The 22500-nt window shown below is 64.9% G+C and carries 21 protein-coding genes and 1 pseudogene; 7 read left to right on the forward strand and 15 right to left on the reverse strand.

Going from position 1 to position 22500, the window contains the following annotated elements:
• The first annotated feature begins 4 nt into the window (after positions 1-4).
• On the forward strand, positions 5-1480 hold the full coding sequence (gene gatA, locus J3U95_RS01995; RefSeq protein ID WP_208277024.1) for an Asp-tRNA(Asn)/Glu-tRNA(Gln) amidotransferase subunit GatA: 1476 nt from the start codon (positions 5-7) through the stop codon (positions 1478-1480).
• 32 nt (positions 1481-1512) lie between these two features.
• Positions 1513-2973: an Asp-tRNA(Asn)/Glu-tRNA(Gln) amidotransferase subunit GatB gene (gene gatB / locus J3U95_RS02000; protein WP_208277025.1), complete on the forward strand. Its 1461-nt coding sequence runs from the start codon at positions 1513-1515 to the stop codon at positions 2971-2973.
• 483 nt (positions 2974-3456) lie between these two features.
• Here the strand turns inward: gatB and pyrE are convergent, their stop codons facing one another.
• On the reverse strand, positions 3457-4119 hold the full coding sequence (gene pyrE / locus J3U95_RS02005) for an orotate phosphoribosyltransferase (protein ID WP_005667813.1): 663 nt from the start codon (positions 4117-4119) through the stop codon (positions 3457-3459).
• Between the two features lie 196 nt (positions 4120-4315).
• On the opposite strand from pyrE, the gene J3U95_RS02010 reads away from it, so the two are divergent.
• A complete protein-coding gene (locus J3U95_RS02010) occupies positions 4316-5086 on the forward strand; it encodes an exodeoxyribonuclease III (RefSeq protein ID WP_208277026.1) in 771 nt (256 codons plus the stop codon).
• A 1-nt stretch (position 5087) separates the two neighbouring features.
• On the opposite strand, the gene J3U95_RS02015 is transcribed toward J3U95_RS02010, so the two are convergent.
• From J3U95_RS02015 to gshB, 8 genes are all read right to left on the reverse strand, one after another.
• On the reverse strand, positions 5088-6026 hold the full coding sequence (locus J3U95_RS02015; RefSeq protein ID WP_208277027.1) for a pseudouridine synthase: 939 nt from the start codon (positions 6024-6026) through the stop codon (positions 5088-5090).
• Between the two features lie 7 nt (positions 6027-6033).
• Entirely contained in the window at positions 6034-6918 is an 885-nt protein-coding gene (locus J3U95_RS02020; RefSeq protein WP_208277028.1) for a M48 family metallopeptidase, read from the reverse strand.
• 138 nt (positions 6919-7056) lie between these two features.
• Entirely contained in the window at positions 7057-7674 is a 618-nt protein-coding gene (metW, locus tag J3U95_RS02025; RefSeq protein ID WP_208277029.1) for a methionine biosynthesis protein MetW, read from the reverse strand.
• Entirely contained in the window at positions 7671-8807 is a 1137-nt protein-coding gene (gene metX, locus J3U95_RS02030) for a homoserine O-succinyltransferase MetX (protein WP_208277030.1), read from the reverse strand. Before metX ends, metW begins: the two co-directional genes overlap by 4 nt.
• 73 nt (positions 8808-8880) lie before the next feature.
• On the reverse strand, positions 8881-10650 hold the full coding sequence (ptsP, locus tag J3U95_RS02035; protein WP_208277031.1) for a phosphoenolpyruvate--protein phosphotransferase: 1770 nt from the start codon (positions 10648-10650) through the stop codon (positions 8881-8883).
• Between the two features lie 38 nt (positions 10651-10688).
• Entirely contained in the window at positions 10689-10958 is a 270-nt protein-coding gene (locus tag J3U95_RS02040; RefSeq protein WP_005667800.1) for an HPr family phosphocarrier protein, read from the reverse strand.
• Positions 10959-11021: 63 nt separating this feature from the next.
• Positions 11022-11423, reverse strand: coding sequence for a PTS sugar transporter subunit IIA (locus tag J3U95_RS02045; RefSeq protein WP_005667799.1), 402 nt, complete (start codon positions 11421-11423; stop codon positions 11022-11024).
• Between the two features lie 4 nt (positions 11424-11427).
• Positions 11428-12372 (reverse strand): glutathione synthase, encoded by a 945-nt coding sequence (gene gshB, locus J3U95_RS02050; protein WP_208277032.1) that lies wholly within the window; start codon positions 12370-12372, stop codon positions 11428-11430.
• Positions 12373-12542: 170 nt separating this feature from the next.
• On the opposite strand from gshB, the gene J3U95_RS02055 reads away from it, so the two are divergent.
• A complete protein-coding gene (locus J3U95_RS02055; RefSeq protein ID WP_208277033.1) occupies positions 12543-13256 on the forward strand; it encodes a class I SAM-dependent methyltransferase in 714 nt (237 codons plus the stop codon).
• 49 nt (positions 13257-13305) lie between these two features.
• Here J3U95_RS02055 and gshA read toward each other — a convergent pair whose 3' ends face one another.
• From gshA to J3U95_RS02075, 4 genes are all read right to left on the reverse strand, one after another.
• Positions 13306-14607 (reverse strand): glutamate--cysteine ligase, encoded by a 1302-nt coding sequence (gene gshA / locus J3U95_RS02060; RefSeq protein WP_208277034.1) that lies wholly within the window; start codon positions 14605-14607, stop codon positions 13306-13308.
• Positions 14608-14755: 148 nt separating this feature from the next.
• Complete coding sequence (amt, locus tag J3U95_RS02065) at positions 14756-16156, reverse strand: ammonium transporter (RefSeq protein WP_229519575.1); 1401 nt, start codon at positions 16154-16156, stop codon at positions 14756-14758.
• 14 nt (positions 16157-16170) lie between these two features.
• A complete protein-coding gene (gene glnK, locus J3U95_RS02070; RefSeq protein ID WP_109345130.1) occupies positions 16171-16509 on the reverse strand; it encodes a P-II family nitrogen regulator in 339 nt (112 codons plus the stop codon).
• Between the two features lie 19 nt (positions 16510-16528).
• Positions 16529-17263 carry a TorF family putative porin gene (locus J3U95_RS02075; protein WP_208277035.1) on the reverse strand — a complete coding sequence of 245 codons (735 nt, stop codon included), beginning with the start codon at positions 17261-17263 and terminating at the stop codon, positions 16529-16531.
• 253 nt (positions 17264-17516) lie between these two features.
• On the opposite strand from J3U95_RS02075, the pseudogene J3U95_RS28260 reads away from it, so the two are divergent.
• The 3 genes and pseudogenes from J3U95_RS28260 to J3U95_RS02090 all read left to right on the forward strand — a co-directional run.
• A pseudogene (locus tag J3U95_RS28260) lies at positions 17517-17744 on the forward strand (accessory factor UbiK family protein); the annotation flags it as partial.
• Positions 17745-17953: 209 nt separating this feature from the next.
• The gene (locus tag J3U95_RS02085; RefSeq protein ID WP_208277037.1) at positions 17954-20422 is read left to right on the forward strand and encodes an adenosylcobalamin-dependent ribonucleoside-diphosphate reductase; all 2469 of its coding nucleotides are present in this window, start codon (positions 17954-17956) and stop codon (positions 20420-20422) included.
• Between the two features lie 82 nt (positions 20423-20504).
• Positions 20505-20885, forward strand: coding sequence for a SirB2 family protein (locus tag J3U95_RS02090; RefSeq protein ID WP_208277038.1), 381 nt, complete (start codon positions 20505-20507; stop codon positions 20883-20885).
• Between the two features lie 21 nt (positions 20886-20906).
• On the opposite strand, the gene J3U95_RS02095 is transcribed toward J3U95_RS02090, so the two are convergent.
• Entirely contained in the window at positions 20907-21905 is a 999-nt protein-coding gene (locus tag J3U95_RS02095; RefSeq protein WP_208277039.1) for a tetratricopeptide repeat protein, read from the reverse strand.
• A 166-nt stretch (positions 21906-22071) separates the two neighbouring features.
• Entirely contained in the window at positions 22072-22461 is a 390-nt protein-coding gene (locus J3U95_RS02100; protein ID WP_208277040.1) for a YfeK family protein, read from the reverse strand.
• Positions 22462-22500 lie beyond the last annotated feature (39 nt).

Genomic DNA, 22500 nt, shown 5'->3' on the forward strand with positions numbered 1-22500 from the left:
GCACATGCATAACAAGACCATCAAGGAGCTGTCCACGCTCCTGCACTCGAAACAGGTGTCCGCGACCGAGCTGGCGCGCCACTACCTCGGCCGCATCGACGCGAGCGGGCACAACGCCTTCCTGCACGTGGACCACGAACTGACGCTGGCCCAGGCCGCGGCCGCCGACGAACGCCTGGCGCAAGGCACGGCCGGCCCGCTGACCGGCGTGCCGATCGCGCACAAGGACATCTTCGTCACCCGCGGCTGGCGCACCACCGCCGGCTCGAAGATGCTGGACGGTTACGTCAGCCCCTTCGACGCGACCGTCGTCGACCGCTTCAAGGCGGCCGGCATGGTCACCCTGGGCAAGGTCAACCTGGACGAATTCGCGATGGGTTCGGCCAACGAGAACTCGGCCTATGGCGCGGTGAAGAACCCGTGGGACGCAGCCGCCGTGCCGGGCGGTTCGTCGGGCGGCTCGGCCGCGGCGATCGCCGCGCGCCTGGCGCCGGCAGCCACCGCGACCGACACCGGCGGCTCGATCCGCCAGCCGGCCGCCTTCTGCGGCGTCACCGGCATCAAGCCGACCTATGGCCGCGTGTCGCGCTTCGGCATGATCGCCTTCGCCTCGTCGCTGGACCAGGGCGGCCCGATCGCCCAGACCGCCGAGGATTGCGCGCTGCTGCTCAACGAAATGATCGGCTTCGACGAGCGCGATTCGACCAGCCTCACGGTCGAACAAGGCAATGTGCGCGAAGACTATACGCGCGACCTGGACAAGCCTTTGAACGGCCTGCGCATCGGCGTGCCGTCGGAATACTTCGGCGAAGGCCTGGCCAGCGACGTCGAAAGCGCGGTGCGCGCGGCGCTCGATCAATTCGTGGCGCTGGGCGCTGTATTGGTCGATGTTTCGCTGCCGAAGACGGCGCTGTCGATCCCGACCTACTACATCATCGCGCCGGCGGAAGCCTCGTCGAACCTGTCGCGCTTCGACGGCGTGCGCTACGGCCACCGCGCTGCGGAGTACAAGGATTTGCAGGACATGTACCGCAAAACCCGCGCCGAAGGCTTCGGCAGCGAGGTGAAGCGCCGCATCATGGTCGGCACCTATGTGCTGTGCCACGGCTACTACGACGCTTATTACGTGCAGGCGCAAAAGATCCGGCGCCTGATCGCCGACGACTTCCAGGCCGCCTTCGCGGATAAATGCGACGTGATCATGGGACCGGTGGCGCCGACGGTGGCGTGGGACCTGGGCTCCAAGACCAATGACCCGGTGGCGAACTACCTGGCCGACATCTTCACGCTGTCGACCAGCCTGGCCGGCCTGCCCGGCATGTCGATCCCCTGCGGCTTCGGCACAGGCGACAAGAACGGCAAGCGCCCGGTGGGCCTGCAAATCATCGGCAACTACTTCGCCGAGGCGAAGCTGCTGAACATCGCGCACCAGTACCAGCAGGCGACCGACTGGCACAAGCGTACGCCCGAAGGCGTGTGATCCGCGACGCTACTGAACAAAGAGAGAACACTATGCAATGGGAAGTCGTCATCGGTCTTGAGAACCACGTCCAGCTCACGACCCAATCGAAAATCTTCAGCGGCAGCTCGATCCGCTTCGGCGCCGAGCCGAACACGCAGGCCAGCCCGGTCGACCTGGCGCTGCCGGGCGTGCTGCCGGTGCTGAACCGCGGCGCGGTCGAGCGCGCGATCCGTTTCGGCCTGGCGGTCGGCGCAAAAATCGCGCCGCAGTCGGTTTTCGCGCGCAAGAACTACTTTTATCCCGACCTGCCGAAGGGTTACCAGATCAGCCAGTTCGAGGATCCGGTGGTCCAGGGCGGCACCATCAGCTTCGCCTATGAAAAAGACGGCAAGCTGGAAACGAAGACCGTCAACCTGACCCGCGCCCACCTCGAGGAAGACGCGGGCAAATCGCTGCACGAAGACTACGCCGGCATGAGCGGCATCGACCTGAATCGCGCCGGCACGCCGCTGCTGGAGATCGTGTCCGAGCCCGAGATGCGCAGCGCCGCCGAGGCGGTGGCATATGCCAAGGCCCTGCACTCGCTGGTGATGTGGCTGGGCGTCTGCGACGGCAATATGCAGGAAGGCTCGTTCCGCTGCGACGTCAACGTCTCGGTGCGTCCGGTCGGCCAGAAGGAATTCGGCACCCGCTGCGAGATCAAGAACCTGAACTCGTTCCGCTTCATGGAAGAAGCGATCCACTACGAAGTGCGGCGCCAGATCGAGCTGATCGAGGATGGCGGCAAGGTGATCCAGGCGACGCGCCTGTGGGATCCGGACCGCAAGGAAACGCGCTCGATGCGCACCAAGGAAGACGCGCAGGATTACCGCTACTTCCCGGACCCCGACCTGCCTCCCTTGGTGATCGGCCAGGACTGGATCGACCGCGTGAAGGCCGAGATGCCCGAACTGCCGGGCGCCCTGCGCGCACGCTTCACGGGAGAATATGGCCTGCCGGAGTACGACGCCCTGGTGCTGACCTCGTCGAAGGCGATGGCGACCTACTATGAAGCCGTGGTGGCCAAGGCCGGCAAGGAAAACGCCAAGGCCGCCGCCAACTGGATGATGGGCGACGTCTCGTCGACCCTGAACCGCGAAGGCGTGGACATCGGCGACGCGCCGGTAAGCGCGGCGCAACTGGCGCTGCTGCTCAAGCGCATCGCCGACGGCACGATCTCGAACAAGGCCGGCAAGGAAGTCTTCGCCGCGATGTGGGAAGCCAAATCGGACGACGAGAACCTGGCCGACACCGTGATCGACCAGAAAGGCCTGAAGCAGATCTCGGACACGGGCGCCCTCGAAGCGATCGTCGACGAAGTCCTGGCCGCCAACGCCAAGTCGGTCGAACAATACCGCGCCGGCAAGGAAGCCGCCATCAACGCCCTGATCGGCCAGACGATGAAAGCCTCGAAAGGCAAGGCCAATCCAGCCCAGGTCACCGAACTGCTGAAACAAAAACTCGCCGGCTAATCTCCTAGCCCATCGACAATGAGGGTCAGAGTAGAATTGTTGAGCAATTTCTCAGAATTGCCAGTAATTCTACTCTGACCCTCATTGTATTCAAGCGCAAGAAATTGCCCAAGTCTCGCACTCTGTCCCCACTTATTGAGCTCATACGAGAAATTGCTCAACAATTCTACTCTGACCCTAATTATTCAGACGGTCCAAATTCCTCTGGATTCAACGCTTCTTAGGCGTAGTCCTCAAGCGCTCAGACGACGCTCGTCTTTTGTATAAACAGGAAATTAAACCGAATCCGTAGAGCAACTAAATAATTAGGGTCAGAGTCGAATTGTTTGGCAACTTTAGAAAATTGCTCAATAAATCGACTCTGACCCTAATTAATTTGCAAGGCTTTCCGCAAATCTAAATTAGGGTCAGAGTCGAATTGTTTGACAACTTTGGAGAATTGCCCAATAAATCTACTCTGACCCTAATTGTTGGGTAATTGCTTTAGATGCCGTAGCGGGTGCGGTAGGCGGCGACGGCGTCCTTGTGCTGGGACAGGCGCGCGTCCTGGGTGTGGGTGTCGAGGTAGGTGAACAGGTCTTCGAGGTTGGCGATCGAGATCACGGGGATGTTGAATTCGCGTGCGACTTCCTGCACCGCGGACAGTTCGGACAGGGCGTCGTCTTTCCCCGAACGCTCCATGCGGTCCAGGGCGATCAGGACGGCGGCCGGTTCGGCGCCGGCGGCGCGGATCATCGTCACCGATTCGCGCACCGAGGTGCCGGCCGAGATCACGTCGTCGATGATCACCACTTTACCCTGCAGCTTCGCGCCGACGATCGTGCCGCCCTCGCCGTGGTCCTTCGCTTCCTTGCGGTTGTAGGCGAACGAGGTGTCGCGGCCCTTCGCGGCCAGGGCCACGGCCGTGGCGCTGGCCAGGGTGATGCCCTTGTAGGCCGGGCCGAACAGCATGTCGAATTCGACGCCCGAATCGAGCAGGGTCTGGGCGTAGAACTGGGCCAGCTTGCCCAGCGTGGCGCCGTCGTGGAACAGGCCGGCGTTGAAGAAGTACGGCGACAGGCGGCCGGCCTTGGTCGTGAATTGGCCGAACTTCAATACCTCGGCCTCGACCGAAAACCCGATGAATTGCTGGCGCAGATCGCTCATGTACTCTCTCCCTGAATGTCGAAAGCGGCTATTTTAATCCCTTGGCGGCGTGCAGGCGACTACCGGTCATCGGCCGCCCGGCCGTCGCCCCCCGCGCTGGCCAGCCTCACGAACGGGTCAAAAACACGCTACACTGTGCCGATTGTTGCCGGGTGTCTATTGAACCCAGCCCGTCCATGACCAGTTTCACATCACCATGCCAAGAATTATCTCCGCGAACCTGAACGGCATCCGTTCCGCCCACAAGAAGGGCTTCTTCGAGTGGCTCGCCACGCAAGATGCCGACTATATCTGCGTCCAGGAGCTCAAGGCCCAGGAAGCCGACATGACCGAGGATTTCCTGCGCCCGCACGGCTACCACGGCCACTTCCACTACGCCGAGAAAAAGGGCTATTCGGGCACCGGCATCTACAGCCGCACCGCCCCGGACAAGCACCGCATCGGCTTCGGCTGCGTCGAATTCGATGCCGAAGGCCGCTACACCCGCTGCGACTTCGGCGACCTGACCGTGATCTCGCTGTATGCGCCGTCGGGCTCCTCGTCGCCCGAGCGCCAGCTGGCCAAGTTCCGCTTCATGGAAGTGTTCCTGCCGCACCTGCAGGAACTGCAGGCCGAGGGCCGCGAAATCGTGATCTGCGGCGACTGGAACATCGCCCACAAGGAGATCGACCTCAAGAACTGGAAGGGCAACCTCAAGAATTCGGGCTTCCTGCCCGAGGAGCGCGCCTGGATGACGCGCATCTTCGACGAACTGGGCCTGGTCGACGTGCACCGCGGCCTGGACCCGCGTCCCGAGCAGTACACCTGGTGGAGCAACCGCGGCCAGGCCTATGCCAAGAACGTGGGCTGGCGCATCGACTACCACGTCGCCACCCCGGGCATCGCCAAATGCGCCAGGACCGTCTCGGTCTACAAGGACGTCAAGTTCTCCGACCACGCTCCCTTGATCATCGACTACGAGCGCTGATTCAAGGCCAATCCAGGCTGAATTCGCTGCTGAAGCTGCGCCGCTGGCCGGTGAGCGGATCGTCGAAGGCGATCGAGCGCGCCAGCAGCTGCAGCGGCGATCGAAAATCGTCGCCCTTGCACGGCAGCGCCACCGGATAAAAAGTGTCGTTCACGATCGGCGCGCCGAGCCGCGACAGGTGCAGCCGCAGCTGGTGCTTGCGGCCCGTGTGCGGATGCAGGCGATAACGCGCGAGAATGCCGCGCTGCTCGATCACCTCGATCAGCGTCTCCGAATTCGGCTCGCCCTCCACTTCTTCGCTGACGAAGAACTGCTCCGCATCCTGCATGCGGCTGCGGTAGATAAAGGGAAATTCTCGTCCCGGCATCGCCGGCGCCAGCGCCTCGTAGGTCTTGCTCACCACCCGCTTCTGGAACATCGATTGATACGCCCCGCGCGATTCGGGATTGTGCGAGAAGATCACCACGCCCGCCGTCTCGCGGTCGAGCCGGTGGATCGGCACCAGGTGCGGCAGATCGTGGGCGCGCTTCAGGCGCACCAGCAGCGTCTCTTTTAGAAAGCGCCCGGTGGGGATGGTCGGCAGGAAGTGCGGCTTGTCGGCCACCAGGATGTGCGCGTCCTGGAACAGCACTTTTTCGTGGAACGGGATCGGCTTCTCGGCCTGCTCCAGCTCGCGGTAATACCAGATGCGCATGCCCTGGCGCACATGGCTGTCGGCTGACAGCGGCTCGCCTTTCGCATCGACGATCTCGCCGCGGGCCAGGCGCGCGGCCCACGCCTCGCGGCTCACGTCCGGGAAGCGCTCACAGAGAAAACGCAGCATGCCACCGGCGCGGGTCTCGGTCAGCCACAGGTAGCTGGGCGAGACGCCGTCGCGGACCGGCAGCGGCACGTAAGCGTTGGCTTCGGCCTGCCGGCCCTTGACGACTACACGGCCCATCGAACGATCATTTCAGCGCGGTGCTCTGGTAGGCCGGCAGCCTGGCGACGCTGGTATTTTTCGCGCGCGCATACAGCGGCAGCAGCACGTTCATGTGCGCTTCCATGTCCTTGATGCGGGTCTCGCCGCCCGGGTGGGTCGAGAAGATCTCCAGTGGCGCGCTCTGGTTCAGCGCCGCCATCTTGCGCCACAGCGCGATGCCGGCGCGCGGGTCGTAGCCGGCGCGCGACGAGATGTCCAGGCCCACCAGGTCGGCCTCGCGCTCTTCGTCGCGCGAGAATTTCAGCACCAGGAACTGGCCGGCATAGTTGGCGGCGGTGCCCGTCAGGTTGGGGTCGACGCCGAAGATTCCCGACAGCAGCGCGCCGCCGACGCGGGCGCCGAGCGCGGTGACATTGGTCTTGGCCAGGCGCTCGCGCCCGTGTTCGCGCAGCGCGTGCGCGATCTCGTGGCCCATCACGGCCGCCACTTCGTCGTCGGTCAGGTTCAGCTGATCGATGATGCCGGTATAGAAGCCGATGCGACCGCCCGGCATGCAGAAGGCGTTCACCTGGTCGGACTTGAACAGGTTGACCTGCCATTCCCACTTGCTCGCGGCCGGATTCCAGCGCGTGGTTTGCGGGATGATGCGCTGGGCGATCACGCGCAGACGCTTGAGCTGCGGGTCGCCTTCCGGCGCCAGCACGCCCTTCTGCTTGGCCTCGCCCACCATTTCGGTGTACTGCTGGCGCGCGGCCTCGTTGACCTGTTCTTCCGGCGCCAGCACGCGCATGCGCGACAGCGGCTTGACCGCGATGCCGTCCTGGACCACCTGGCTATTGTCCTGGGCAAGACCCAGGCTGGTGGCGCTCATCAGGGTGAGGCAAAGGGCAAGGCGTTTCAGTTTTATCATCTCGTCACCGACAGGCTGTTGTTAGCAGCACTATCCTCTCAGAAATTATTCAAAACGGGCAACACGCCCGCGCAGGATTGCCGTGGATCATGGAGCATTTGTCGCGCCCGCTCAAGCCGCGAACGCACATAAGGCGCATTACACTGCCGGCGATACTTTCTTGCGCAAGCGGAACACCGCCAGGCTGCCGCGCAGGTTCGGCAAGAATTTAATGACCTCGCCATCGGCCAGCGCCACGCACTCCAGCACTTCGAGGCCGCACGACACCGCCAGTTCCTGGAAATCGTAGATCGTGGCATACCGCACATTGGGCGTGTCGTACCATTTATAGGGCAGCGAACGCGACATCGGCATGCGGCCCTTGAGCAGCGCCAGGCGGTGCGGCCAGTGGGCGAAATTGGGGAACGAGACGATCGCCTCGCTGCCCACCCGCACGATGTCGCGCAGCAGCGCCTCGACGTGCTGCATCATCTGCAGCGAATTCAGGCACAGCACGGTGTCGAAGGTATTGTCGCCGAAGAGCCCGAGACCCTTCTCCATGTCGTGCTGGATCACGTTGATGCCGCGCGCGGTGCTTTCCAACACCTTGTCGTCGGCGATCTCGATGCCGTAGCCGCTGCAGCGCTTGCTAGACCCCAGGTAGCGCAGCATGGCGCCATCGCCGCAGCCGACGTCCAGCACGTGGGCGCCCTCGCCCACCCAGTGCGCGATGAAGGCCAGGTCGGGCCGCAAGGTATTCAGGTCGTCGAAGTTCATGCGACCTCCAGCGCAATGCGGTTGTAGTAGGCGCGCACGACGTTCATATAGCGCGCGTCTTCGAGCAGGAAGGCGTCGTGGCCGTGCGGCGCGTCGATCTCGGCATAGCTCACGCGGCGCCGGTTCGAAATCAGCGCTTCGACGATCTCGCGGCTGCGCTCGGGCGAGAAGCGCCAGTCGGTGGTGAACGAGGCGACCAGGAACTGGGCACGGGTTCCGGCCAGCGCCTTCGTCAGGTCGCCACCATGCTCTCGCGCCGGGTCGAAGTAGTCGAGCGCCTTGGTAATCAAGAGATAGGTGTTGGCGTCGAAGTATTCCGAAAACTTGTCGCCCTGGTAGCGCAGATAGGATTCGATCTCGAAGTCGATGCCGAAGTCGAAGTTGTAGTCGTTGGTCTCGGCCGCGTTGCGCAGCTTGCGCCCGAATTTTTCCGCCATGTCGTCGTTCGACAGATAGGTGATGTGGCCGATCATGCGCGCCACCTTGAGGCCGTTCTTCGGCACCACGCCATGTTCGTAGAAGTCGCCGCCGCGGTAGTCCGGGTCGGTCAGGATCGCCTGGCGCGCGACATCGTTGAAGGCGATGTTCTGGGCCGACAGCTTGGGCGTCGAGGCGATCACGATGCAGTGGCGCAGGCGCTCGGGGAACATGATGCTCCACGACAGGGCCTGCATGCCGCCCAGCGAACCGCCCATCACGGCCGCGAACTGTTCGATGCCGAGGCGGTCGGCCAGGCGCGCCTGGGCCGCCACCCAGTCTTCCACCGTCACCAGGGGGAAGGCGGCGCCATACGGCTTGCCGGTGGCGGGATTGACGTGCATCGGGCCGGTCGAGCCGAAGCAGGAGCCGAGGTTGTTGATGCCGATGACGAAGAAGCGGTCGGTGTCGACCGGCTTGCCCGGTCCCACCATATTGTCCCACCAGCCGGCGCTCTTCGGCGTGGCGTAGTGGCCGGCCACGTGGTGCGAGGCGTTCAGCGCGTGGCAGATCAGCACCGCGTTCGACTTGTCGGCGTTGAGCGTGCCGTAGGTTTCATACATCAGCGTGTAGTCGCCGAGCTGGGCGCCGCTTTGCAACAGCAAGGGCTCGGCGAAATGCATCGCCTGTGGTGTGACTATTCCAAGAGATCCCATGGAGGTATTCAAAAGTGTTGGGTGGTGCGCTGGTGGTGCTTGCGACGGCCGGGGCCAGGCCGTCGCCAGAACGTCAGAGGGCTTGCAGCTGCTCGACCGCGCTGGCGATCTCGCCCGGCTCCATCGCGCGCAGGATGCGCCGGGTACGGGTGGTGACCGCGCCCAGGTCGGTGCTCAATATTTCTTGTTTCACCGCCAGCAGCTGCGCCGGATGCATCGAGAATTCGCGCAGGCCCATGCCCAGCAACAGGCGGGTGAGCTTGACGTCGCCCGCCATCTCGCCGCACACCGCCACGTCCAGGCCGGCCTTGTGGCCGGTGGCGATGGTCGAGGCGATCAGCTGCAATACGGCCGGGTGCAGCGGATTATACAGGTGCGCCACCTCGTAATCGACCCGGTCGATCGCCAGCAGATACTGGATGAGGTCATTGGTGCCGATCGACAGGAAATCCATGCGCCGCACGAACAGCGGCAGCGCCAGCGCGGCGGCCGGGATCTCGATCATCGCGCCGACCTCGATGCCCTCGTCGAACTTGATGTTCTCGGCGCGCAGCTGGGCCTTGGCCTGTTCGATCATGTTCAGGGTCTGGTCGATCTCGAAGGCATGCGCCAGCATCGGGATCAGGATCCTCACCTTGCCGAAGGCGGATGCGCGCAGGATGGCCCGCAACTGGGTCAGGAACATCTGCGGCTCGGCCAGGCAGTAGCGGATCGCGCGCAGGCCCAGCGCCGGATTGAGCGCGGTCTGGTCGGTCTGGTCGAGCGGCTTGTCGGCGCCGACGTCGAGCGTGCGGATCGTCACCGGGCGGCCCTTCATCGCCAGCACCGCCTTGCGGTACTGCTCGAACTGCTCGTCTTCGCCGGGAATCCTGAGGGCCTGGGCGCCGCGGCCCATGAACAGGAATTCGGAGCGGAACAGGCCGACGCCGTTGGCGCCCGCCTCGAGCGCGGCCGGGCAATCGTCGGGCAGCTCGATATTGGCCAAGAGCGTGATGGCGGTGCCGTCCTGGGTGACGGCCGGAGTCTTCTTGAGCTTGAGCAGGCGTTTTCTCGCCTTGGCCAGCGCCGCCTGGCGCTCGCGGTACTGCTCCAGCACCAGCTGGCTCGGATTGCAGATCACCACGCCGGCGTCGCCGTCGACGATCACCCAATCGTCCTGCTCGACCAGGCGCGAGGCCTGGTCCATGCCCACCACGGCCGGGATGTCGAGGCTGCGCGCGACGATCGCGGTATGCGAGTTCTGGCCGCCGACGTCGGTGACGAAGCCGATGAAGGTGCGCGGCCCGCCATCGCGGTCGCGGAAGGCCAGCATGTCGGCCGGCGAGATGTCGTGGGCCACCACGATCATCTGCGGCGGCGGCTGGTCTTCGTCGATCACGATCGGCGGCACGTTCAACGCGGTGCCGGTCAGGACTTTCAATACCCGCTCGGCCACCTGCTGGATGTCATGCTTGCGCTCGCGCAGGTATTCGTCCTCGATCTCGTCGAACTGGGCCGACAGGTCGTCGATCTGGGTCACCAGCGCCCATTCGGCGTTGTAGTGGCGCGCACGAATGATGTCGAGCGGCGCTTCCGACACCATCGGATCGGACAGGATCAGGGCGTGGACGTCAATGAAGGCGCCCAGCTCGGTGGGGGCGTCCTTGGGCAGGTCGGTCCACAGTTCCTGCAGGTTGCGGTGCACGGCGGCGATCGCGTCCTGCAGGCGGCGCACTTCGTTTTCTACCTGGTCGTCGGCGACCAGGTAGTGCTTGACGTCGAGCGCGGCCGGGGTAAGCAGATGGGCGCGGCCGATCGCGATCCCGCGCGAGACCGGTATGCCATGGAGAAGGAAGGAGGCCATGCTGACGTCTCCTGGACGAGATGCCGCTTCACGCGGCATTACTCGCCTTCGCCGAACTTGTCGTTGACCAGGGCGGACAGGGCCGCGACCGCGGCTTCCTCGTCCTTGCCGTCGGCTTCCAGGGTCACCTTGGCGCCCTTGCCGGCGGCCAGCATCATGACGCCCATGATCGACTTGGCGTTGATGCGGCGCCCGTTGCGGGTGAGCCAGACGTCGCTCTGGTACTTGGCGGCCAGCTGCGTGAATTTGGCGGATGCGCGGGCATGCAGGCCCAGCTTGTTGATGATCTCGAGTTCTTGTTGAATCATATTCGCTTTATCGTTGTACTTGTCGAATCGCGCCCCTCGGCGCGCGCACCGCTATGGCTATTCCTACCCCACCCGAATCCGGTTATCCACCCGCACCGCGCCGTTCTGGGCGCCCGCCAGCGCCATCTCGACCACGACGTCGAGCGTGTCGCGCCGATACGTGATCGCCCGCAGCAGCATCGGCAGGCTGATGCCGGCGATGACTTCCACATGGCCGGCATCGGCCAGCGAGTTGCAGCAGTTGGACGGCGTGCCGCCCTTGACGTCGGTGATCACCAGCACACCGTCGCCTTCGTCGAGGCGCGCGATCGCCTCCCGCGCGAGGCCGTTGACCTCGCCGATATCCTGGTCGGCGGCCACGTCGATCGCCTCGAAGCGCTCGGTCGGGCCGCGGAACACATGCGCCACTGCCGCGATGAATGCCTGGCCCAGCGGCGCGTGGGTCAGGAGCAGGATGCCTACCATGATGTTATTTGCTTACCTTTTGTTCGACCGCGTCGATGAACATCGCGGCCACGTCGAAGCCGGTCTGGTCCTGGATTTCCTGGAAACAGGTCGGGCTGGTCACATTGACTTCGGTGAGGAAGTCGCCGATCACATCTAATCCTACCAGCAACAGGCCGCGCTCGGCCAGCACCGGGCCCAGGGCCTCGGCGATCTCGCGCTCGCGCGGGCTGATCGGCTGGGCAACGCCCAGGCCGCCGGCGGCCAGGTTGCCGCGCACTTCGCCGCCTTGCGGTATGCGCGCCAGCACGAAGGGCACCGGCTTGCCGCCGATGACCAGCACGCGCTTGTCGCCCTTCTCGATGGCCGGAATGAACTTCTGGGCCATGATGGTATTGCGGCCATTGTCGGTGAGGGTCTCGATGATCGCCCCCAGGTTCAGGCCATCGCTTTTCACGCGGAAGATGCCGGCGCCGCCCATGCCGTCCAGCGGCTTGAAGATGACGTCGGTGTGCTTCGCGTGGAAGGCGCGCAGGCGCGCCGCGTCGGACGTGACCAGGGTCGGCGAAGTGTGCTCGCTGAACTGGCCGATGGCCATCTTCTCGTTGTGGTCGCGGATCGCGCGCGGGCTGTTGATCACGCACGCGCCCTGGCGCTCGGCCAGTTCCAGCAGATAGGTGCCGTACACATATTCCATGTCGAACGGCGGATCCTTGCGCTCGAGGATGGCGTCGAATTCGCCAAGGTTCACGTCGACGGCCGGGTCGAGGCGGTACCACGCGTCGGCATCGCCGGTGAGGTGGATCTGCGCCACGCGCGCGCTGACGACGCCTTCTTCGAGCACCATGTCGCTCTGCTCGAAGTGGTAGATGGCATGGCCGCGCCGCGCCGCCTCGCGCATCATGGCGAAGGTCGAATCCTTGTAGATCTTGAATCCGGACAGAGGGTCGGCGAGAAAGGCGATTTTCATGGGGCGTCCATTCGAAGTAATGCCTGATTTTAGCCCGAATCGTGGAAACTCGCGGACCGGGCCCTCATCCACTCACACCCGAAAATACACTGCGGCAATTTGTCAGGTATCACGCAACGCGACTGAGACAGCTCAATCGTGTCAATACGACCGCGCGAGAACATGAGGGCATGGATACCCAACCAAGCCAACAGGCCGAACAGGAGCGCATCGAAGACGTCTACCGCAACTGGCATGGCGGCGCGGCGCTGGCGCGCTATGCCTGGCACCGGCCCGAGATCCTGCAGCAGGTGGCGGCGCGCGCGCGCGGCTTTGCCGACCTGCTGTCCTGCACGGTCGGCCCGGATCTGTCGCGCGTGCAAGTGCTGGACGTCGGCTGCGGCACCGGCGGCTTCCTGCGCCAGCTGATCGACTGGGGCGCCTCCCCGGCCAATCTCACCGGCACCGAATTGCAAAAAGACCGGCTCGACCATGCGCGCCGATGTACGGCGCACGGCGTGCGCTGGCACCTGGGCACGCTCGATGCGGTGCCGCCGGCGAGCTACGACCTGGTCACGGCGCTGACGGTATTTTCCTCGGTGCTCGATCCGGCGCTGCGGCGCGAGCTGGCCGCCCAGATGTGGCGCGCGCTGCGCCCGGGAGGCTGGTGCCTGGTGTTCGATTTTCGCTATGACAACCCGCGCAACCGCAACGTGCGCAAGGTCACCCGGGCCGAGCTGCAAGGATGGTGGCCGGGTGGCGGGCAGCGCTACCGCAGCCTGGTGCTGGCGCCGCCGATCCACCGCCTGCTGGCCGTGGCGCCGTATATGGTGTCCGAATTGCTGACGGCGCTGGCGCCGGTGCTGCGCTCTCACTTCATGTACGTGGTGCGCAAGGAAGACTAAGAGTTGGCGCGCAAGGACGGCCGGCAGTCCGCCGCCCTCCCCGCCACGATCAATAGACTTCCGGATTCGGATCCGTACGTTCCATTTCCAGCGACGCCGCCAGCATGCCCAGCCGCGCCACCACGCCATACACATAGAAGCGGTTCGGCGCTGCCGTGCCCGGCTTGGCCTTCAGGTCCGGCACCGCATGCTGCTGGGCGAAGGCCAGCGGCACGTATTGCGAGCCCGGCGAGTTCAGGTTCTGGTCGATGCCGCGCTCGGCGTGCACACGGTAGAAGCCGCCCACCACGTAGCGGTCGATCATGTACACCACCGGTTCGGCCACGGCGTCGTCGATCGATTCGAAGGTCGGCACGCCTTCCTGGATGATCAGGTCGGTCACCGCCACGCCATCCTTGATCACCGACATGCGCGCACGCTGGGCCGGGGTCAGGTCGCGCACTTCGCTCGCATCCTTGATCGTCATCACGCCCATGCCGTAGGTGCCGGCGTCGGGTTTCAGGATCACGAAGGGCTTGCGCTCCTTCATGCCGTATTCCTTGTATTTCTTCTTGATCTTCGAGAACAGCGCCGAGACGTTGTCGGCCAGCTCTTCGGTGCCGACGTTCTCGCGCAGGTCGACTTCGCCGCACTTGCTGTGCAGCGGATTGACCAGCCACGGATCGATGTCGATCAGCTTGCCGAACTTCTTGGCCACCTCGTCGAACGCCTTCAGGTGGTTGCTCTTGCGGCGCAACGCCCAGCCGGCGTGCAGCGGCGGCAACAGCGACTGCTCGTGCACGTTCTCGAGGATGGCCGGGATCCCGGCCGACAGGTCGTTGTTGAGCAGGATGGTGCAGGGATCGAAATCGGCCAGGCCGACGCGGCGCCCGTTGGGCGAGCGCACCAGTGGCTCGACCACCAGCATATTGCCGTCAGGCAGGGCCAACGGCGTCGGTTCGGTAACGTCCGGCGAGAACGAACCCAGGCGCACGTGCAGGCCGGTCTGGCGGAAGATCTGCATCAGGCGCGCCACGTTCTGCAGGTACATCGGGTTGCGCGTATGCGTCTCGGGCACCAGGATCAGGTTGCGCGCGTCCGGGCAATACTTGTCGATCGCGGCCATGGCGGCTTGCACCGTCAGCGGCAGCATTTCGGTCGGCAGGTTGTTGAAGCCGCCCGGGAACAGGTTGGTGTCGACCGGCGCCAGCTTGTAACCGGCATTGCGCAGGTCGACCGAGCAATAAAACGGCGGCGTATGCTCCTGCCACTCGAGCCGGAACCAGCGCTCGATGGCGGGGGTGGCTTCGAGGATTTTCTTTTCCAGGTCCAGCAGAGGACCGGTCTGGGCTGTGGCGAGGTGCGGAACCATGTAGGGGACGTCCTTGTTATGCGCTTCTTGTTGTTTACTTAATCGGGTATCTCATATGGGGTGCACCTGTCCTTTTTAAAGAGGTGTTGCCAATAACGCAAGAAAGGCGCCCGCAGGCGCCTTTCTTGACCGAACTCCTTGCGGAGTATCAGTAACGGTACGCCGATTCGCCGTGGCTGGTGATGTCCAGGCCTTCGCGCTCTTCGTCTTCAGGCACGCGCAGGCCGATCACGATGTCGACCAGCTTGAAGGCGATGAAGGCGACGATGCCCGACCAGACGATGGTCACGACCACGCCGTGCGCCTGCACCAGCACCTGGCTGCCGATCGAGTAGCCGGTGGCCATGGCATTGGTGGTGTAGTCCCACACGCCCTGGCCGCCCAGCGACGGCGCCGCGAACACGCCGGTCAGCAGCGCACCCAGGATGCCGCCCACGCCGTGCACGCCGAACACGTCGAGCGAATCGTCGGCGCGCAGCATGCGCTTCAGGCCGGTCACGCCCCACAGGCAGATGATACCAGCCAGCAGGCCCATGACCAAGGCGCCCATCGGACCGACGAAACCGGCGCCCGGGGTGATCGCCACCAGGCCCGAGATGGCGCCCGAGGCGGCGCCCAGCATCGATGGCTTGCGCTTGAAGATCCATTCGCCGGCCGCCCACGCCACGGTGGCGGCGGCGGTTGCCAGCAGGGTGTTGATGAAGGCCAGCGCCGCGATGTCGCCCGCTTCGAGCGCCGAACCGGCGTTGAAGCCGAACCAGCCGACCCACAACAGCGAGGCGCCGACCATGGTCATCGGCAGCGAGTGCGGGGCCATCGATTCCTTGCCGTAGCCGACACGCTTGCCGATCACGTAGGCGCCGACCAGGCCGGCAACCGCGGAATTGATGTGCACCACGGTGCCGCCCGCGAAGTCGAGCGCGCCCTGCTGCCACAGGTAGCCGGCGCCGGCGCTGACGGTGGCCAACGAGGCGGCATCGGTGATCGCGTCAGGACCGGCCCAGAACCAGACCATGTGCGCCATCGGCAGGTAGGCGAAGGTGAACCAGATCACCACGAAGGCCAGCACCGCCGCGAAGCGCGCGCGCTCGGCGAACGAGCCGACGATCAGCGCGCAGGTGATGGCGGCGAAGGTGCCCTGGAAGGCGACGAAGATGAACTCGGGGATCATCACCTCCTTGGTGAAGGTGGCGCCCATCGCGAAGGTGCCGGCGACCGGGTCCCAGATGCCTTGCAGGAAGGCGCGGTCGAAGCCGCCGATGAAGGCGTTATTGCCGGTGAAGGCCAGCGAGTAGCCGTACAGGCACCACAGCACGATGATCAGCGAAAACACCATCATGACCTGCATCAGGACCGACAGCATGTTCTTGGCGCGCACCATGCCGCCGTAGAACAGCGCCAGGCCCGGGATCACCATCATGATGACCAGCAGGGTGGCAACGAACATCCAGGCGGTATCCCCTTTGTTGATGGACGGCGCCGCCATGGCCGGGAGGGCCAGGCCCAGGCCCAGCATGGCGGTCAGGATTTTTGTCGTTATATGCTTCATGAACACTTTCCTTCTTACAGTGCGTCGTTGCCGGTCTCGCCGGTACGGATACGGATGACCTGGGTCAGGTCGGCCACGAAGATCTTGCCGTCACCGATCTTGCCGGTGCGGGCGGCGCCCTGGATCGCATCGATCACCTGGTCGACGATGGCATCGTCGACGGCAGCTTCGATCTTGATCTTGGGCAGGAAATCGACAACGTACTCGGCGCCACGGTACAGCTCGGTGTGACCCTTCTGGCGACCAAAACCCTTCACTTCGGTCACCGTCATGCCTTGCACGTTGATTTCCGACAGCGCTTCACGCACTTCGTCGAGCTTGAAGGGCTTGATGATGGCGGTAATCATTTTCATGGTATTGCCTCTTTTGCTATCAAAAAGTTTTTGACACGGACAGCACGGCGGCTGACTTGCCCAGGTTCTTGCCTTCCGGACTCAGGTAGGCGTCGGTATTCGCCTTGTGCCAGGCCAGGGCCACGGTAGCGACCCCAAAGTCCTTCGTCACGCCGATCTTGTAGTGCGTGTAGGACGCCGGGCTGTTGTTCTTCACGCGCTGGCGACCGATCTGCAGGTTCAGCAGGAAACCGTTGCTGACGTCGATGTCGGCGCCCAGGTCCAGGTAGCCGCTGCGCTTGCTGTCGGCGGTGCCGAACAGATTGGTCGTCGAGTGCGAATACTTGATATACGCAGGGCCGAAGCCGAGCTTGCCGTAAATTTCAAAAGTATTTGCGTTCGGATCCAGGCTGTTATCCGGATACCAGTAATACAGGCCGCCGACGTCGTAGCTGACCTCGTCGGTCAACTGGCCACGCTTGCCGGCATACACATCCCATTCAAGATTGCCGTCGCCACCCAGATCCTTCGTCCACTTGATAGTGGAGAGCCAGGTGCCTACGTAAAAGCCTGTTGGGCCATGTACGTAGTCGACGCCGCCGGACAGGGCGGGGTCGGAATCGGTTTGCGACAGGCCGCGGTAACGGTAGTCGCTGGTGAGGGCCACGTTGTAGCTCACCTGATGTTCAGCGGGTTGTTCCTGTGCCATGGCCGGGACGCTGGTGAAAGCCAGAATCGCCAGACTGATTGCGTTGATTTTTGCATTGCACTTCATGACAAACCCCCTTGGACAGTTACTGCGTTTGGAATCCTTTATTCGTGCGTTATCTCCCCCTTCATTTAGCAGGATGTGTGCCAGCTCATAAAAGCGGTGAAATTAGCCTTGTTTTTTTGGTAAACACGCCCCACTTACGATTTGCTTCAATACAATCGAGCGCGAACGGCGTCCGCCGTGTTGCGTGACGCACCAAATCAGGCTCGTTTGCACCGCCGTGGTGCATACAACCTCGGCAGAAAGGGATAGGGACATGAACAACAGCAACTTCTTCAGCGATTTGCAGGGCAAGATCAACCAGGCACTGGAAAGCGGCCCGGCCAAGGACATCGAGCGCAACGTCAAGGCGGCGATGACCTCGGGCTTCGCCAAGCTCGACCTCGTCACGCGCGAGGAATTCGACATCCAGGCCCAGGTGCTGGCCAAGACCCGCGCCAAGCTGGAAGCGCTCGAGCTGCGCGTGATCGAACTCGAAGCCCGCCTGGCGTCCGGCGCCACCGCCTCGTCGGCATCGACCGCATCGACCGCATCGACCACCCCGCCACCGGGCGCGGCGCCGTCGGCCACCGCGCCGTTCCCGGCCCAGCCCGAAGATCCGACCATCGTGCTGCCGCCGAGTCTCGACAAATCGGGCGATACGCCGATCAACAAACCCTGATGGCGGGTGCATTCATGGATAGGGCAACCGGCATGAATGCACCAGAATCACCGACCGGCACCCTGCCCGCGCAGGAAGTGTCGCTGGATGTGCTGCGCGAAAAATACGCGCGCGGCGACGAGCGCACGATCGGGGACGTGCAGCGGCGCATCGCACGCGCCCTGGCCGCCCTCGAACCGCAGCGCGCCGAATGGGAGCGCCGTTTCCTGGAGGCCCAGCAACAGGGCTTCGTCCCCGCCGGCCGGATCGCGTCCGCCGCCGGCCTTGGCCTCTCGGCCACCCTCATCAACTGTTTCGTCCAGCCGGTGGGCGACTCCATCTCCGGCACCAGCGACGGCCTGCCCGGCATCTATACCGCGCTCAGCGAAGCCGCCGAGACCATGCGCCGCGGCGGCGGGGTCGGCTACGACTTTTCCGCGATCCGCCCGCTGGGCAGCAAGGTCGCCGGCACCGCCTCGCGCGCTTCCGGCCCGGTGTCGTACATGGAAGTGTTCGATGCCTCCTGCCGCACGGTGGAGTCGGCCGGCGCGCGGCGCGGCGCCCAGATGGGCGTGCTGCGCATCGACCATCCCGACATCGAACGCTTCATCGCGGCCAAGGACACGGGCCGTCTCACCAATTTCAATATCTCGGTCGGCGTGACCGATGCCTTCATGCGCGCCGTCGAGGCGGATGAAACATTCGCGCTGGTGCACCCGGCCGAGCCGGGCGACGAGGACATGGCCGCCGGCGGCCACCGCAGGGACGACGGCCTGTGGGTCTACCGCAGCCTGCGCGCGCGCGACCTGTGGGAACGCATCATGGTCTCGACCTACGATCATGCCGAGCCGGGCGTGCTGTTCATCGACCGCATGAATGCCGAGAACAACCTCTGGTATGCCGAACAGCTGCGCGCCACCAATCCCTGCGGCGAGCAGCCGCTGCCGCCATATGGCTGCTGCGATCTCGGCTCGCTCAACCTCACCGCCTTCGTCGATGCGCCGTTCACACCGGAGGCGCGGCTGGACCTCGAGCGCATGCGAGAGGTAGCCGCCACCGCGGTGCGCATGCTCGACCTGGTGCTGGATGCCAACCGATGGCCGCTGCCGCAGCAGGCCGAAGAGGCGCGCGCCAAGCGCCGCATCGGGCTGGGCTTCCTGGGCCTGGGCAGCGCGCTGGCGATGCTGGGCCTGCGCTACGACGCCGACGAGGGCCGGGCCATGGCGGCGCGCATCGCGGCCGAACTGCGCGACGCGGCCTACGCGGCCTCGATCGAACTGGCGCGCGAAAAAGGCGCTTTTCCGCTGTTCGACGCCGACAAATACCTGCGCGGGCAGTTCGTCGGACGCCTGCCGCAAGCGCTCCTCGACGGCATCCGCGCTTACGGCATCCGCAACTCGCACCTGCTGTCGATCGCGCCGACCGGCACCATCTCGCTGGCCTTCGCCGACAATGCCTCGAACGGCATCGAACCGCCCTATTCCTGGACCTACCAGCGCAGGAAGCGCACGGCCGACGGCGGCACGCGCAGCTACGAGGTGTGCGACCACGCCTGGCGCCTGTACCGCCAGCTGCATGGCGACGCCCCCTTGCCGCCAGCCTTCGTCACCGCGCTCGAGATGCGCGCGCTGGACCACCTGCGCATGGTGGAGGCGGTCCAGCCCTTCATCGACACCGCGATCTCGAAGACCGTCAACGTGCCCGAGGATTATCCCTACGAGGATTTCCGCGACCTGTACCTGGAAGCCTGGCGCGCGGGGCTGAAGGGGCTGGCGACCTATCGGCCGAACGCGGTGCTGGGGAGTGTTTTATCAGTCGCGCCAGCTGCGGACGTCGCATCCACCGCGCCTCTGGTGGCGGACGACGACCCGCTGCGCAAGCGCTTCGAGCATCGCCCGCTGGGCGAGCTGGAGTCGGTGACGTCGAAGATCGAGTACTCGACCCAGGAAGGCCGCAAGACCGCCTACCTGACGGTGAGCTTCCTGCGCGCCGAAGGAGCATGGGAAGGCCGCCGGGTGACGGTCGAGCGTCCCTTCGAATTCTTCATGCCGGCCAACCAGCGCACCGGCGGCCACCAGTGGATCACGGCCTCGATGCGGCTGCTGTCGATGGTGGCGCGCGCCGGCGGCCCGATCGCGCGGGCGCTGGCCGACATGCGCGAGGTGGTGTGGGAAAAAGGCCCGGTGCGCTGCGGCCACATCGTGCGCGACGATGGCGTGCAGGTGCCGGTGTACCACGACTCCGAAGTCGCGGCGATCGCCTTCATGCTGCAGCGGATGCTGATCCGGCGCGGCTTCCTCGACGAGCAGGGCAACCAGGTGCCGGTGGACGCGCTCGCGCGCAGCTTCGAGCGGCGCATGCACGACGCCGCGCCAGGCCCGCGCTTGCAGGCCGAGACGCCGGCAGAACCCCTGCCCGTCCTGAACGGCGCCAAATGCCCGGAATGCGGCGCGCTGGCGCTGCGCAAGGTCGATGGCTGCTCGCGCTGCGAGTCGTGCCACTACGTCGGCGAGTGCGGCTGACCGGGCCTTAAAAAGGAGGCGTTCGCGGGGCCGGCTCAGGCATACTGCCGGGGTCGCAACCAACCGCCTGCACGCCTGAACGATGAGTTACTACGCCCTCAAGCACATCCACATGACCTTCGCCGTCTTGAGCGGCGCCCTGTTCCTCGTCCGCGGCCTGTGGATGCTGGCCGAATCGAAGCGCCTGCAGCAGCGCTGGGTGAAGATCGCGCCGCACGTGATCGACACGCTGCTGCTGGGCAGCGCCATCGGCCTGGCGGTGTGGAGCAGCCAGTACCCGGGCCAGGCGCCGTGGCTGACCGCCAAGCTGGTGGCCCTGATCGCCTACATCGGCCTGGGCACGGTGGCGCTCAAGCGCGGCCGCACGCGCCAGGTGCGCGCCCTGGCCTTCGTCGGCGCGCTGGCCTGCTTCGCCTATATCCTGGCGGTGGCGGTCACAAAGAACCCGCTGATCGCCGCCTGAACGTCATCCAGCGGGCGGGCATCAGCGCCGCTTCAGCTGCTCCAGGTGCGCCGTGACCTGCCTCTTCTCGCTCCGGGCGAGCGGCGGAACCCCCGCCAGCGCCGCCTGGTAGGCCGCGATCGCGCGCGGCCGGTCGTGGCGCGCTTCGTATACTTCGCCCAGCGTCTTGTAGACATAGGGCCTGGGGGCGATCGCCGCCGCCCTCTCCAGCTGCAGCGCGGCTTCGGCCAGCCGTCCCTGGGCGCGCGCCACCTGCGCCAGTCCGTAGGGCCCATGCTCGCTGGACGGCAGGCGGCGGCTCAGTTCCTGGAACAGCCGGCTGCTCTGCGCATAGCGGCCGGCGTCGAGGTGGGCGCTGGCCAGGGTCAGCAGCAGCTCGCGCTGGCTGCCTTGCACCAGTTCATACCGCGTCAGGTCAGCCGCCAGGATGTTCTGCTCGGCCTCGTCCAGTTTTCCCTCGTCGAAAGCACAGATGGCGCGCATCAGGCGGGTCAGGTCGGGGTCGAGGCGCCGCGCTTCGGCGGCCAGTTCGCGCGCGCGCACCTCGCTGCCCCCAAGGAAGAATGGCGCCTCAAGATAAAAGCCCATCAGCGTCACGCGGGCGCGGTAATTCATCGGATCGAAGCGGATCGCGCGCTCCAGGGTGTCGCGCGTGGCATACGCATTGCGCACGAACGCGAACAGGCCGCCGGCGCGCGACTGCGCCAGCATGACATTTCCCAGCGCTTCGGCGCAGACACTGCTGTCCGGATTGGCCTGGACGCAGCGTTCGGCCGCGGCGCGCGCCTGCGGCAAGTCGTCCGGCTCGTCCCGGACGATGCGCACGTCGACCGACGCGGCCAGTGCCGCCGGATCGGTGGCATTGCGCGCCAGCCTGGCCTCGATCGCACTGCTCGCCTCTGCATAGCGCGCCTGGTGCACCAGCCGTGCGATCGGGTCGGCCTGGGCAGCATGCACGGCGCCATTCCATACGCCCAATAGCAACACCGGCACCCACCATGCCAAGCTCTTAGCCAGCATTGCATTCCCTCTCGTCGGGACCCGGCCTTTTCCGTGGCGGCCAGTCCCGCCTCCGCGGTCAGATATTGTTGTTATTTAATATAGAGCAAATCCTCACATGGAAGCCATGCACGAGTCAATGCAGAGGGAATACCTACGACGGCAATGCGCTATCGGATGCGCAAACTCAGCGGGATGGACGCGCACCGCGATACTTCGCCAGCTCGGCCTTGAGCCAGGCGGCGCTGGCGACCGGCGCATCGCCGCCGCAGCGCACCTGGTAGGGCTTGCCGCTGAGACTGCTTTCGCTGGCGGCGCGCGAGATGAAATCCTCACTTGAAGCGACCAGGTCGCGCTTGAGCAGGTAGTCGTACTTGCGCTGGAGGTGTTTTGCCGCTTGCGCGGCGTCGTGCCAGCTGCCGTTGCGCTGGAAGCTGCAGCCGGATGCGGTCAGGTAGCCGATGAGGTGAGCGATTTCCTGGCGCGCGGCGGGGGCCGGCGCGGCTTGCGACGGCGCGGCCAGGGACAACGGCGGCAGGATGGCGAGCAGGAAGGCAGCGACGGCAAGTTTCATCATGAGCGGCGAAAGACAGGGAAGCTCCAGTATGCCGCGTTT

The sequence above is a fragment of the Massilia oculi genome (genome assembly GCF_017582745.1).
GTDB classification, from domain to species: Bacteria; Pseudomonadota; Gammaproteobacteria; order Burkholderiales; family Burkholderiaceae_D; genus Telluria; species Telluria oculi_A.